11 protein-coding genes and 1 riboswitch are annotated in these 14482 nt (G+C 36.4%); of the genes, 8 read left to right on the forward strand and 3 right to left on the reverse strand.

Annotated features, from left to right (window positions below):
• Nucleotides 1-92: 92 nt before the first annotated feature.
• Both Q1B07_RS14865 and Q1B07_RS14870 read right to left on the reverse strand, forming a co-directional pair.
• Nucleotides 93-218, reverse strand: coding sequence for a hypothetical protein (locus Q1B07_RS14865; protein WP_299090812.1), 126 nt, complete (start codon nucleotides 216-218; stop codon nucleotides 93-95).
• A gap of 176 nt (nucleotides 219-394) precedes the next feature.
• Nucleotides 395-781 (reverse strand): hypothetical protein, encoded by a 387-nt coding sequence (locus tag Q1B07_RS14870; protein ID WP_299090810.1) that lies wholly within the window; start codon nucleotides 779-781, stop codon nucleotides 395-397.
• A 298-nt stretch (nucleotides 782-1079) separates the two neighbouring features.
• Nucleotides 1080-1268: riboswitch (cobalamin riboswitch) on the forward strand.
• Nucleotides 1269-1425: 157 nt separating this feature from the next.
• On the opposite strand from Q1B07_RS14870, the gene metE reads away from it, so the two are divergent.
• From metE to katA, 3 genes are all read left to right on the forward strand, one after another.
• Entirely contained in the window at nucleotides 1426-3714 is a 2289-nt protein-coding gene (gene metE / locus Q1B07_RS14875) for a 5-methyltetrahydropteroyltriglutamate--homocysteine S-methyltransferase (RefSeq protein ID WP_299090808.1), read from the forward strand.
• Nucleotides 3715-3913: 199 nt separating this feature from the next.
• Nucleotides 3914-5332, forward strand: a complete 1419-nt coding sequence (locus tag Q1B07_RS14880; protein WP_299090804.1) for an NAD-dependent succinate-semialdehyde dehydrogenase — start codon at nucleotides 3914-3916, stop codon at nucleotides 5330-5332.
• Nucleotides 5333-5595: 263 nt separating this feature from the next.
• Nucleotides 5596-7050 carry a catalase KatA gene (katA, locus tag Q1B07_RS14885; protein ID WP_299090802.1) on the forward strand — a complete coding sequence of 485 codons (1455 nt, stop codon included), beginning with the start codon at nucleotides 5596-5598 and terminating at the stop codon, nucleotides 7048-7050.
• Between the two features lie 117 nt (nucleotides 7051-7167).
• On the opposite strand, the gene Q1B07_RS14890 is transcribed toward katA, so the two are convergent.
• Nucleotides 7168-7674 carry an acyl-CoA thioesterase gene (locus Q1B07_RS14890; RefSeq protein WP_299090800.1) on the reverse strand — a complete coding sequence of 169 codons (507 nt, stop codon included), beginning with the start codon at nucleotides 7672-7674 and terminating at the stop codon, nucleotides 7168-7170.
• Nucleotides 7675-8035: 361 nt separating this feature from the next.
• Between Q1B07_RS14890 and Q1B07_RS14895 the strand changes: the two genes are divergently transcribed.
• From Q1B07_RS14895 to Q1B07_RS14915, 5 genes are all read left to right on the forward strand, one after another.
• Nucleotides 8036-8407 (forward strand): sensory rhodopsin transducer, encoded by a 372-nt coding sequence (locus Q1B07_RS14895; RefSeq protein WP_299090799.1) that lies wholly within the window; start codon nucleotides 8036-8038, stop codon nucleotides 8405-8407.
• Nucleotides 8408-8590: 183 nt separating this feature from the next.
• Nucleotides 8591-10357 (forward strand): sensor histidine kinase, encoded by a 1767-nt coding sequence (locus Q1B07_RS14900; protein WP_299090797.1) that lies wholly within the window; start codon nucleotides 8591-8593, stop codon nucleotides 10355-10357.
• Entirely contained in the window at nucleotides 10350-11888 is a 1539-nt protein-coding gene (locus Q1B07_RS14905) for a response regulator transcription factor (protein WP_299090794.1), read from the forward strand. The genes Q1B07_RS14900 and Q1B07_RS14905 overlap by 8 nt, the downstream gene beginning before the upstream one ends.
• 305 nt (nucleotides 11889-12193) lie before the next feature.
• A complete protein-coding gene (locus Q1B07_RS14910) occupies nucleotides 12194-13495 on the forward strand; it encodes a sugar ABC transporter substrate-binding protein (protein WP_299090792.1) in 1302 nt (433 codons plus the stop codon).
• Nucleotides 13496-13581: 86 nt separating this feature from the next.
• Nucleotides 13582-14481: a carbohydrate ABC transporter permease gene (locus Q1B07_RS14915; protein ID WP_299090788.1), complete on the forward strand. Its 900-nt coding sequence runs from the start codon at nucleotides 13582-13584 to the stop codon at nucleotides 14479-14481.
• The last annotated feature ends 1 nt before the right edge of the window (nucleotide 14482 follow it).

The following is a 14482-nucleotide window of genomic DNA, read 5'->3' on the forward strand; positions in this document are numbered from 1 at the left end:
CCCTATTCAATATAGGAATCATCTTCTATTTGCTTGACTCTTTTTTTCATGTGTCCTTGACACGGGTACCAGTTTATGGCAGCCTCTCTTTATTATTTCTGTAAATCCTTTTTCGTTTTTTCACTTCTAATATTAATATCCTTTGAAAACTCTGTATCCTGTTGTTTGTTATTCGGATATTTGTTTTGTCGTTCACGATTATCATTACGATTTGTCATACATATGTACCTCCTCTCAACATAATCAACTTTATTATGTACAAACTATAGTTTTTTATCCCAATCTTTACGGGCAGTAAACCCCCCACTGATGGATATAACAAGTTCAAAAAATGAATTGAAAACAAGGATGACCTTAGATAATTACTAATGATCATCCTTGAATAATGACATGATTAAAAACCGCCTTCACCTGGAGTGAATGGCAGATCTAATCTATTTTCAACTGCACGAAGCCGTTGGTTAAGTCGATTTAATCTTCGAGTATGTTGCTCAACTCTTTCATTGAGCTGTGTTACCAGCTGGTTTATACGGTTAAATTCACGACTGATTCTATTGATCTCCCGGTTTAATCGTCTTATTTCATCATTAAGTCTTGTAATTTCTCGTCCTTGGCGTTCATTTTGTCGTTCGAGTTGAGAAACTCTTCTTTCAAGTGGTGGTTGTCTATTTCCCTCATATTGTTCTGTTTGCTGTATAAAAGCATCATAATCATATGGGGCATAATAATTATAATGATTAGGGATGAATTCTTGGTAATAATTGTATCCATAAGGATTCATGAAGGCAACTCTCCTTTATTTTTTATTGTATAAAATCCATATAAGTGTATGTAGGTTATGGCGGAGTGTTACAGTTTGAATCAGTTTTTATGCGAATTTTTTTATCCCATTTTAACGAGCAGTAAAACCCCCGCTGATAGGAGTCTCGCTTTATTTGTTAAAAACGTTATATTGACTAGCTATCGATGCATAAAGCGGTTCCACACACAGTGGACAAATACAGCCCATTAGAAAAATACTTGCTAAAAGAGAAAAAATGGTTTAATCTAAATCACATGTTTCAATTATTTTAAAATTTAATAATGTTCAGGCAATAGGTGTTAAAAGCTTTGCTTTTAACTTAAAAGGGAAGATCGGTGAAAATCCGGCACGGTCGCGCCACTGTAATGGGGAGCTTCAATCGCATCCACTGTTTCAATTTGAAATGGGAAGGGATTTGAAGTGAAGAACCTGAGTCAGGAGACCTGCCTATTGTATGCACTTATTACCTACGCGAAATAGGGAGGAGTGGTGGTCATATGTTGAAACGATTCATTCATTTCAACTCTAGTTAACTATGCCTATCCAAAGTCTCTCTATCTATTCATAGAGAGGCTTTTTTATTGGACAAACATCAGAAAAATTGGGAACGAGGAGAGAAGAAAATGAAGATAAAAAGTTCAAATATTGGTTATCCAAGAATTGGTGAAAATCGTGAATGGAAAAAGCTTTTAGAATTATTTTGGACAGAACAAGTAAGCGAAGGACAGTTTGAGAAAGAAATGGAACATATTCGCTTATCCCATTTGAAAAAACAGAAAGAGAAAGGCATTGATCTTATCCCGATAGGTGATTTTAGTTACTATGATCATGTGCTCGATACAGCAGTTATGTTTGGGTTAATTCCTGAGCGTTTTAAAACGGAAGAGAAAGGGCTGACTCTTCAAACCTATTTCGAGATTGCCAGGGGAAGCAAAGGGAAAATCGCCTCTGAGATGACAAAATGGTTTAATACAAACTATCACTATATTGTTCCGGAATTAAAGAATGCACAACCTAATTTAGGCAAAAATCGATTGCTTGACTTGTACCTTGAAGCAAAACAAAAGCTCGGCATAGAGGGAAAGCCGGTTATTCTTGGCCCAATTTCATTATTGTCTTTATCTAAAGGGTATGATAAGCAAAGAAGAGCAGAACTATTAAACTCACTTATTCCTCTCTATATAGATGTGTTTAAGCAATTAGAAGAAGCTGGTGCAGAATGGATTCAGGTAGATGAACCCATTTTAGTAAAAAATGTTGATAAAGAAATCATTGATGAGTTTAAAAAAGTTTATGCTGCGTTTAATGAAGGGGTTCCTGAAGTTAACGTTATCCTTCAAACGTATTTTGAAAGTCTCGAATTTTATCAAGAAATCATTGAGTTGCCAGTTCAAGGGTTAGGTCTTGATTTTGTACATGATGCAGGGAGAAATCTTGAAAATCTAAAAGAACACGGTTTTCCGAGCGATAAGGTTCTTTTCGCAGGTGTCATTGATGGACGTAATATTTGGAAATCTCATTTGACAAAAAAATTAACGGCAGTCTATGAATTAACGAGGTTTATTGATAAAGATCGCCTGATTATCCAGCCATCCTGCAGTTTGCTTCATGTTCCAGTTACTGTAAAAAGCGAGCAACAATTGGATACACAAATAAAAAAAGCCTTATCTTTTGCAGATGAAAAGCTAGAAGAAGTTGTGCTGTTAACAAAAGTTGCAAATCATGATGGCAGTGTTCAAGAACTAGAAGTACATGATCAAGCAATTGTTGAATTAACAAATTCCTCACATCGAAATGTAAAAACTGTCCAAGAAGCAATTAACAATATAGGCAATTATTCTTCGGAACGAATTGATGTGATAAAACGGAAAGAAGTACAAGCTGAACGCTTTGATTTACCAATATTACCTACGACTACAATTGGCAGCTTTCCTCAAACGAAGGAAGTACGTAAAGAGCGATTGAAATGGAGAAAAGGTGAGCTAACAGCTCATCAATATGAGGAATACATCAAAGCTGAAATCAAGAAGTGGATCGATATTCAAGAAGAGATTGGACTAGATGTCCTTGTACATGGGGAGTTTGAAAGAACAGATATGGTTGAGTTTTTCGGTGAAAAGATGGAAGGAATCGCCATTACAAAGTTTGGCTGGGTCCAGTCATATGGCTCACGCTGTGTAAAGCCTCCAGTTATATTTGGGGATGTGTATTGCAAAGAAACTATGACTGTAAAGGAAACGGTGTATGCACAATCTCTCACAGCTAAACCAGTAAAAGGCATGCTGACAGGACCTGTAACAATTATCAATTGGTCATTTGTCCGTGATGATATTGATCGTACCGATGTCTTAAATCAAATCGCATTAGCGATCCGTTCAGAGGTTGAAGCACTTGAAGCTAGTGGAATTAAGATGATTCAAGTGGATGAAGCTGCATTGCGGGAAGGATTGCCTTTAAAAGAGGAAAAAACAGAAGCTTATTTAAATGCTGCAGTCTATGCCTTTAAATTAGCTACATCTTCAGTGGAAGCGGACACGCAAATTCATACCCATATGTGTTATTCGAATTTTGATGATATTATTCATGCAATTGATGCGCTTGATGCAGATGTGATTTCAATTGAAACATCAAGAAGCCATGGTGAATTGATTGCTTCCTTTGAGCAGCATCATTACAACAAAGGGATTGGACTTGGTGTTTATGATATTCATAGCCCTCGTGTCCCTAGTTTAGAAGAAATCTCACAAAATATAAAACGTGCACTTGAGGTTCTGGACTACCGCGCATTTTGGGTAAATCCTGATTGCGGACTGAAAACAAGAGGGGAAACAGAGACCATCGCTGCATTAAAAATAATGGTGGAAGCAGCTCATCAATATCGAGAAAGATTATCGACGATCGAAACCGTCTAATCCTTTTAAAGAGAATTATTTATGCATTACAGCCTTTTAAAGGTTGTAGTGCTTTTTTTAGCTATTTAACTTCCAAACTTTTAATATACTATACCATTATTAGGCAGACTTTTAACTTGAGTCCTTTAAGGAAAATCACTTAAGCTTAACATAACCAACTTTATTGGCTAGTGAAAGCAAAATTTAGGAGGGAGCCAGTATGGAACAATATCAATTGTATATTAATGGGGAATGGACAGGGGATCATTTGCCATCATTTAAGGTAACTAATCCAGCTACGAATGAAATAATTGCAAAGGTCCCAAATGGAGGAGCAAAGGAATCATTAAAAGCGATCGAAGCAGCAACAGATGCCTTTCAGTTATGGTCTACATATTCAGCATATGAACGGGCTGAGTTAATTAGAAAATGGCATGACTTGATTCATCAGCATCGAGAGGAATTAGCTAAGTTAATGACAATGGAGCAAGGGAAGCCCTTAAAAGAAGCTAGCGGTGAAATAAATTATGCAAATGGATTTTTTTCTTGGTATGCAGAAGAAGCAAAACGCATCTATGGCGAAACGATTCCTGCTACCCAACGAAATAAACGCTTATTTGTCCAAAAACAGCCAGTTGGCGTAGTAGCGGTTATCACTCCTTGGAATTTTCCAGCAGCAATGATTACAAGAAAGGTAGCTCCTGCATTAGCAGCTGGTTGCACTGTTGTGATTAAGCCTGCTGAACAAACACCGCTTACAGCTTTAAAATTAGCCATGCTTGCTGATGAAGCGGGGATTCCAAAAGGTGTTATCAATGTAGTTTGTGGGCATGCAAAGGAAATTGGAAAAGTGCTGCTTCAAGATCCAAGAGTCCGTAAGCTCACATTTACAGGTTCAACAGAGGTTGGTAAGTTTTTAATGCAGCAATCAGCACAGACAGTAAAAAAGGTTTCCTTAGAGTTGGGCGGACACGCTCCAGTGATTGTTTTAGCTGATGCTGATCTGGATAAAGCAGTTGATGGGGTTGTTGCAGCAAAATTCAGAAATGCTGGTCAAACATGTATTTGTGCCAATCGAATTTATGTTCACGAATCAATCTATCAAACGTTCATTGAGAAGCTAATTCCAAAAGTAAAAGAGTTGGTGATTGGAAACGGCCTGGATGAAGGGGTGGATATTGGTCCGTTAATTGATCAGAAGGCGGTGGAAAAAGTGCTGCAGCATATAGGGGATGCAGTTGAAAAAGGGGCTAAAGTTGAATTAGGCGGTAAAAGAAGAGAAGGACTTTTTATTGAACCTACGATCCTTTCTAACATCAATGATAACATGCTCTGTATGACTGAAGAAACATTTGGGCCGATTGCTCCAGTGACAACCTTTAAAACGGAGGAAGAAGTGATTAAACGAGCAAACAACTCCATTTACGGATTGGCAGCCTATGTATTTACTGAAAATCTAGCGAAAGGTATTCAAGTAACAGAAGCGCTTGAATACGGAATTATTGGTTTAAACGATGGTCTGCCATCCACACCGCAAGCGCCATTCGGAGGCTTTAAGCAAAGCGGAATCGGCCGCGAGGGTGGTCATCATGGAATCGAAGAATATTTAGAGGTGAAATATATTTCACTTGGATTATAACGGGTATGAGACTGTCTCAAAGGGACTGACCCCTCCAACAAACACAATTTGGTGATCCTTTGCTGTACAGTCTCATTTTTTTAGAGTAATAGATTGTCTACCACGATCATAGGATATAAAGGATTGTTTTACGAGCTATTATTTAAAGTCAATTAAAGATAATTTTTAATATCAAATTATAATAATTATAAAAAAGTATTGATTTTTAATTGAGAGATGTTATTATAATATCATACTTAAAAAATATTAGAGGTGATTCTTACATGACGAATAACAGACTTACTACAAGCTGGGGTGCTCCAGTCGGGGACAACCAGAATTCAATCACAGCAGGAGGGCGCGGCCCGACATTACTACAAGATGTACACCTTTTAGAGAAACTAGCACATTTTAATAGAGAACGTGTTCCTGAGCGTGTTGTACATGCAAAAGGTGCAGGTGCTCATGGTTACTTTGAAGTAACAAATGATGTGACGAAATATACGAAAGCAAATTTCCTATCTGAAGTAGGAAAACGCACACCATTATTTATTCGTTTTTCAACAGTGGCTGGTGAATTAGGTTCAGCGGATACTGTTCGTGATCCGCGCGGATTTGCGGTGAAATTTTATACGGAAGAAGGCAATTACGATATTGTTGGGAACAACACACCGGTATTCTTTATCCGCGATGCGATCAAATTCCCTGATTTTATTCATACACAAAAGAGAGACCCGCAAACACATTTGAAAAACCCTAATGCGGTGTGGGATTTCTGGTCATTATCACCTGAATCATTACATCAAGTAACAATCCTAATGTCTGATCGCGGAATACCGGCCACTTATCGCCACATGCATGGATTTGGCAGTCATACGTTCAAATGGACAAATGCAGATGGTGAAGGAGTATGGATCAAGTATCACTTTAAAACAGAACAAGGGATTAAAAACATTACCCCTGAAGTTGCAGCGAAAATAGCAGGAGAAAATCCTGATTATCATACAGAAGATTTATTCAATGCGATTGAAAAAGGCGATTTTCCGGCATGGAGATTATATGTTCAAATTATGCCTTTAGAAGATGCTAACACGTATCGTTTCGATCCATTTGATGTGACTAAGGTTTGGTCTCAAAAAGATTATCCATTAATTGAAGTAGGTCGTATGGTGCTAAATAGAAATCCGGAAAACTACTTTGCTGAAGTAGAACAAGCGACTTTCTCACCTGGAACAATTGTACCTGGCATAGATTTTTCACCAGACAAAATGCTTCAAGGCCGTTTATTCGCGTACCATGATGCCCATCGTTATCGCGTAGGAGCGAACCATCAAGCATTACCGATTAATCGTCCTAAAAATGAAGTGAAAAATTATCAGCGTGACGGCCAAATGAGATTTGATGACAATGGCGGTAAGTCTGTTTATTACGAGCCAAATAGTTTCGGTGGTCCAACAGAAACACCTGAACATAAACAGGCTGCATATCCCGTATCAGGTGTAGCAGATAGTGCTGCTTATGATCATAACGATCATTACACACAAGCGGGAGACCTGTACCGCTTAATGACTGAAGAGCAGCGTGCACATCTTGTATCAAACATCGTAAATGCGATGAAGCCTGTTGAAAGAGATGACATTAAACTTCGACAAATTGGTCACTTCTATAAAGCTGATCCGGAATATGGCACACGTATTGCTGAAGGCTTAGGCTTGTCTGTTCCAGAAGCAGTAAAATAATAAGAAGCTATTAAACCATTCTCAGTTAATTTGACAAATACGATTTTTATTTGATTCTCAAATATTCTCAATTAAAAACACCCGCATCGGGTGTTTTTCTCTATGTCTTGAAGAAAGTTACAATGTCACAACATTTGCAAATGCTTCACTATGTTCGCGTCGTTCTTTACGAACTTTTATACGCTGCCCTGCAGTATTGAACAGCATCACTTCTTCATCAGACTCTGGAATGACCTTTGGTACTTCAACAGGTTTCCCTTGATGATCCAATGCAACAAATGTTAAAAAGGAAGTCGCAGCAAGTTTCCGTTCACCCGTTCTTAAATCTTCAGCGATGACTTTTACAAAAACCTCCATAGAGGAACGACCAACATATGATACAAATGATTTTAAGCTGACAGAATCACTTTGCCGGATAGGGACTAAAAAGTCCACAGAATCGGTTGAAGCTGTAACAACATCACAGCGTGAATGCATTGCTGCAGAAATAGAGGCAACATCGTCAATATAACTCATTAATTTGCCGCCAAACAATGTATTGTGATTATTTGTATCCAATGGAAATACTCTGCTTGTTTTAATAACAAGCGAATCTTTGCATTTTTTTTCTGCTCTTTCTGTCATTAGTGATTCTCTCCAATCTTTTTTGCCTTTTATTTCATTATTCTGTTTTTAGAATGGATCGTCAATTCATCTGTATCATTCTATGACAGTCGATTTATGCAAAAATAACCTTTTTTCTATTTTGTACGAAATAAAGACTATATAATCGGTCACGACTATTATTTTTCGAACAGTGATCCTGTATTGCAAATTAATCGGCTTGTTAACAGTATCTTTCGAAAAGAAATCATTCGTTTGACAAAAAATGATGTAAAAAGACAGGAAATCGTATTATAATGAACATAATCGAACAAATGTAAACCATTTTATACTTTTTGTTTTGATTTAACACAATGTGCAATCAATTTAGGAGGGGATTATTTTGAACATAAAAAAAGGTGAAACACATTGGATTATTCCTGATGGATATATTCCGCCACTAAGTTCAGGGGAACTAACAAGCCATGAATCAATCTGTATTTTAAATTGCAATGAAGAAGCTGCGAACATACTTATTACTATCTATTTTGAAGACCGTGATCCGATTGAAAAAATTCCTGTTATGGTAGAAGGAAAGCGAAGCAATCATTTACGAACTTCCACGATAGAACGAAATGGAGAGTCGATCCCTCCAGGTGTTCCATATTCCATTGAAGTTGAGAGTGACTTGCCAATTTTTGTTCAATATAGTCGATTAGATTCTACACAACCAGGCTTGGCACTTATGTCGACAATGGGGTATCCTATAAAATAAGCAAGGATGGCGGCCTTATTTTACACTTTTAATTGAAAGCGCTCGCCTTGGCTATCTTTGTTATAAGGAAAAGTGGTTAATAGGAAGTGGAGGTTTGGGATAATCAACTTTCCACTTCCTAATTAAAATTTTCTGTAGCGATTTGTTTAAAATGTCGATGCATAGTAAGGAGTTCAACATGCTATGAAGAAGTTAATATTGTTTATTTCAAATCGTTATAGAAACTTGAAAATTAAGGATAAGCTGATGGTTTTTATATCGATTATCATGGCTGTTTGTTTATTATTTATCGTAGTTGGATTTCAGTATGCATTTAATAGCTATGATGAACAAATTTATCGAAAATCCTCGCAAGTCCTCATTATGTCATCTAGTCGCATTGAAGATGAATTGAAAAATATTGAAGATGTGACATTTGAGATTATGAATGACAGTGTTATTCAAAATGCCCTGCTTCGCGCGAAGGGTGAGGTGACTAAGTACGAACAGTACCAAATTGAAAGAGAAATATGGGAGAAGCTCACGAATTATATAGGTTCTGAGAAATATATCCAGTCTATTCATCTCTTTGACTTAAATGGAACGGAATATCGGGCAGGAAGGGCACCTTCATCGATTTTATATGAACATAAGGTTGAAATCATTACGAAGGCTAGAGGAGGGAATGGCAGTAATATTTGGGTTACATTAAATGATTCAAAAGAATCGATCTTTTCAACAAGATTATTAAAATCATATCGGAACTTAAGTTTAGAGAGATTAGGAACGTTAATCATTGAAGTGAAATTAGATGAAATTGTGAGCGAGCTTCCTAAAGAATGGGATGGCCAGGAAGGCTATATTATGATTTCACGAGGGGATAATATATTTTTTTCAGAAAAACCTTTTGCTCAGTTAGAACAGCTTAATTTTACTGAGAGTAGCAAGCAAGGATATAACATTCAAGAAATAGATGGGAAAAACTATTTTGTTACTTATTCAAAATCTCCATATGCAAATTGGACGTATTGGAATGTGATTCCTTTTGGCGCCATGTTTGCAAAGGTTACAGCAATCAAGTTTTTTGTACTCTTCTTTTTCCTTTTTCTTTGCATGGTTGCGGTATACCTCGTTAGTAAATTTTCAAAACGAATTACAAATCCGATTGAAAACTTAGTGTCTGCAATGAATCATGTTCAGGAAGGGGACTTTAAGGTAGCGGATTCTTTTAAGCCCTCACAAGATCAGGATGAGGTTGGAATCCTTCATCGGAATTTTTTTCATATGATTGAACGAATTAATGAACTAATAAATGAAAACTATGAAAAACAGCTCTTAATCAAAGATACTGAGTTTAAGGCATTGCAATCCCAAATTAATCCTCATTTTCTTTATAATACGCTAGAATCCATTAATTGGTTGGCTAAGATTAATAAGCAGCAGCAGATTTCCAAAATGGTTGAATCACTCGGTTATTTATTACGGAATGCGATTAGTTTAAAAGAAAATATCATCTCAGTAAATGAAGAGATTGAAATGGTCAAGCATTATGTAACTATTCAAAAGTTCCGATTTGAGGAACGTTTGGATTTTCATTTATCCATTCAAGAGGATGTAAAGGAATGTGCGATACCGAAGTTAATTGTACAGCCCTTGGTTGAAAACGCCATTCAATATGGATTGGAAATGATGATTGAACCCTGCAAGATTCATGTTTCTGCGTATCAAGAGGGAGATTTACTGTTTGTTGTTGTTGAAGATAATGGTCCTGGAATGGATGAACAGCAGCTCGAAAACGTTCAAAAAGGCGAGATTACCACAAAAGGGAATGGAATTGGACTCCAGAATATCGATTCACGAATCAAATTCGTCTTTGGTTCGAGCTATGGATTACAGATTGAAAGTAGAGTGAATGAAGGGACAAAGGTTCTCATTGTCATTCCATGTAAAAAGAGGTGGGACTATGTATAAAGTGTTGCTAGTGGATGATGAGAGGATTATTTTAGAAGGAATTTCCAATATTATCGACTGGGAAAGCATTGGAACTGAATTGATTGGTACAGCAAAAAATGGACTTGAAGCATATAACAAAATTATGAGTCACCACCCTGATATTGTCATTTGCGATATTAAGATGCCAGGATTAAATGGTTTGGAACTTGTCAAAAGAATTTCGAAAGAGAAGCCTGAAACAAAATTTATCATTCTTTCTGGTTTTAGTGAATTTGATTATGCGAAACAAGCAATGGAGTACGGTGTTAAGCATTATCTTTTAAAGCCCTGTAATGAAAATAGTATTGTTGAGGCTCTAAATAATTTGCTAGAAGAGTTAAAGACAGAAGAAAAGAAAGAACGTTTTTTAATTGATATTAAAACTCGTTTTGAACAAATACAGCCGTATGTAAAAAAGCAATTATTAAAAGAATTTATTACAAGTAAAATAGATGGGAATAGGGGCATCAAATTTTATGAAAATCTATTTCAAATCAATTTTGATGAAGAAAAAATTAGATTAATCTTATTTCGTCTTGAAGGTGACTTTCATTATGAACATATGTTTGTCATCGAAAATCTTGGGGAAGACCTTTTTGCTCCTTCCATCTTATCAACAAATATCGGTGAACATGTTTTATTCTTAGTACATGAGGAAAACTTTGCAAGCTTGCAAACAAAAATTGAACAGTTAAGAGATCATTTTTATGAAATCTATCAAATGGATATGACCGTTGCAGTAAGTGAAATGGATTCTATTACTCAAGCGAGGAGATTGTATTTAGATGCACTTGAATGCTTAAACCATCGTTTTTATTTAGGTGAAGGAAGTATAATTACGAAAAATGATATTCGCCAGGAAAAACAACCTTACCATTTTGACTATGATGGGCAAAATCTTTGTCTACTAATTAAATCTGGTAATTGGGAAAAAGTTCAAGAAGAAATTTCTCGTTTTTTTATTGTATTAATGGAACGAATGTCCTCAACTAGTTTAACCAGATCATATGTCATGAAGCTTTTTTTAATTATGATCCAAAATACCGATTCAAAAGATATTGAGGAATATATGGAAAAAATGTCCTCGCTTATGGACATGGACACCATCCAGCAAATGAAAGAATTTTTTGAGGAAATTGCGCAAGAGATTACTCAGGGTCATTATGAACGACATAAATCAAATCATTCTTCTGTTATTAATAAAATGATTGAACTTGTTCAAGAGCATTTAGGAAATACAGAGCTATCATTAAAATGGGTGGCTAATAAAGTTTATATGAATGCCGACTATTTAGGAAAACTATTTAAGCAGGAAACAGGTGAGAAGTTCTCCAGCTATGTTACCCAGATGCGAATAAATAAAGCTATTGAGCAAATCGAGCAAATGGATGATGTGAAAGTATCTACTATAGCAGACATGATCGGGTATGGCGATAATCCGCAATATTTCAGTCAAGTGTTTAAAAAGTATACAGGGTATTCACCTTCTGAATATAAGAAGGTGTTTTAAGTTAAAACTCATTGTCTTTTATAAAGATGATGAGTTTTTTTGGCTCTTTGGTTCCACTCCAATCGATATTTTAGCAGAAAATAATTAGCATTTAACAGAGCTTTTTATATTGGATAAATTTTAATATGACATAAGACTAAGGGTAAAGCGTTATCATTTTGGCAGCCGATAGTGCTTATGACATATTCCATTTACACTGTTTTTTAAACATAGCTATCTGTTTTTTAAATTCAAATAGTTTGGAAAACTCTATAAAATGGGACTTGTAAGCGGTAACAGGAAATTGAAAATAAGGGGGATATAAAATGAAGAAGTTTCTGTTTTTACTATTATCTATTGTAATGGTTTTTTCATTAGCGGCATGTAGTGGAAGCAGCTCCTCTGGTGGATCAGGTTCTGGTTCAGAGAGCGGCGGTCAAGATGGTAAAATCAAATTAAGAATTGCTTGGTGGGGTGACCAGCCAAGACACGACTACACACTTGAAATCATTAAAAAGTATGAAGAGCAAAATCCGAATGTTGATATTCAGGCTGAATATGCAAGTTGGGATGATTATTGGAAAAAACTAGCACCCCAAGCGTCAGCCGGGCAGCTTCCAGACATTATTCAAATGGACCTTTCTTATTTCTCACAGTATGCAGGAAATGGTCAATTAGCTGATTTAACACCGTTTGTTGGCAAGGAAATTGATACAACGAATTATACTGAAAATTATATCAATGGTGGAAAAATCGGGGATAAATTATATGGATTTAATGCAGGGGTAAACGTTGTCGGATTCCATTATGATCCAGAGGTATTGAAAAAAGCCGGGGTAGAATCCCTTGATGAAAACTGGACTTGGGATGATTATAAAGAAATAGCTAAAAAGGCAAAAGCTGCTGGGATCTTTATGGATACTGGTATGAAAGCAGATGTTTTCTTTAACTATTACTTACGAACACAAGGAAAATCACTTTACAGCGAAGATGGTACAAAACTAGGCTATGAAGATGACCAATTATTTATTGATTTCTTTGAAATGACTTCCAGCTTAGTGAAAGATGGAGCAGTACCGACTCCAGACTATTTAGCACAGTTAAAAGGAATTGAAGATGATCCTGTTGTTAAACAAGAAGCGATTGGAATTTGGCAATGGTCCAACCAATTTGTGGGATTACAGCAAGTCGCAAACAGACCGTTGCAAATTCATAATATGCCGGGACCTGGCATGAAAGAAGGACTATATTTAAAACCTAGTATGTTCTGGTCAGTTTCAAAAAATTCAAAGCATCAGGAAGAAGCTGCTAAGTTTATCAATTTCTTAGTAAATGACATTGAAGCGAATAAACTGGCGTTAGGTGACCGTGGTGTACCAGGTTCCTCTGTTATTAAAGAAGAGCTTAAACCTTTCCTTTCTCCAGAACAAGTTCAAGTATTTGATAGTGTTGCATGGGCTGAACAAAATAGCTCTCCTTTTGATGGTCCAGATCCGATTGGAGCAGGTGAAGTAATTGAACTTCTTGACAGCCTATCTGAACAGATGAATTATGGCCAGCTAAAAGTAGAAGATGCTGCTAAGCAGTTTAGACAACAAGCAGAAAGCATCCTGTCTCAAAATAAATAACGAGATCATTCGATAGCTGATCACCCTTCGATCAGCTATCGAAGTTTAAAATAAAGTAAAGGTTCCTAAAGAAAGGAATGAAGCATATGAGTTCACGCGCTATAAGGCATAATTTGAAAGGATACATGTTTATAAGTCCCTTCATTATTGGATTTTTGGCGTTTACTTTTATCCCTATTGTTACTTCACTCTATTTATCATTTACGCAATACAATTTATTTGCTACTCCACAATGGGTCGGATTAGAAAATTATAAAAAGATGTTCACAGATGATCCAAGATATTGGCAATCACTTAAAGTTACCCTGATCTATGTATTTGCTGGTGTCCCGTTAAGGCTCGGTTTTGCTCTATTGGTTGCGCTGATATTAAACACGGCTTCAAGAGCCGTAGGATTGTACAGATCTTTGTTCTATTTACCTTCTTTAATTGGTGGTAGTGTAGCTGTTGCGATTATGTGGCGAAACATTTTCGGTGATGAAGGAATCGTTAATCTTTTGCTCGCCTTTTTAGGAGTTCCAAGTGTTCGTTGGTTTGGAGATCCAACAGCAGCTTTATGGATGCTCATCTTTTTATCAGTTTGGCAATTTGGTTCATCAATGTTGATTTTTCTCGCAGGATTAAAAAGCATTCCAGCAACATATTATGAGGCTGCCAGTGTTGACGGAGCGAACTTCTTTCAAAAGTTTGCAAAAATTACGTTGCCGATGTTAAGTCCAGTAATCCTCTTTAATACGATTATGCAAACAATCGCTGCCTTTATGACATTTGTCCCGGCATTTATCATTTCAAAAGGTACTGGCGGACCATTAGATGGAACACTTCTTTATTCACTTTATTTATTCATTCAAGGCTTTGAGTTCTTCAATATGGGTTATGCCTCAGCTATGGCATGGATCATGTTAATCATTGTAGGTATTTTAACTGCGATTATCTTCTTCACATCGAAGTTCTGGGTTCATTACGAATCTGAAGGGGGGAAATAAC

Source organism: uncultured Metabacillus sp. (genome assembly GCF_947503125.1).
Classification (GTDB): domain Bacteria; phylum Bacillota; class Bacilli; order Bacillales; family Bacillaceae; genus Metabacillus.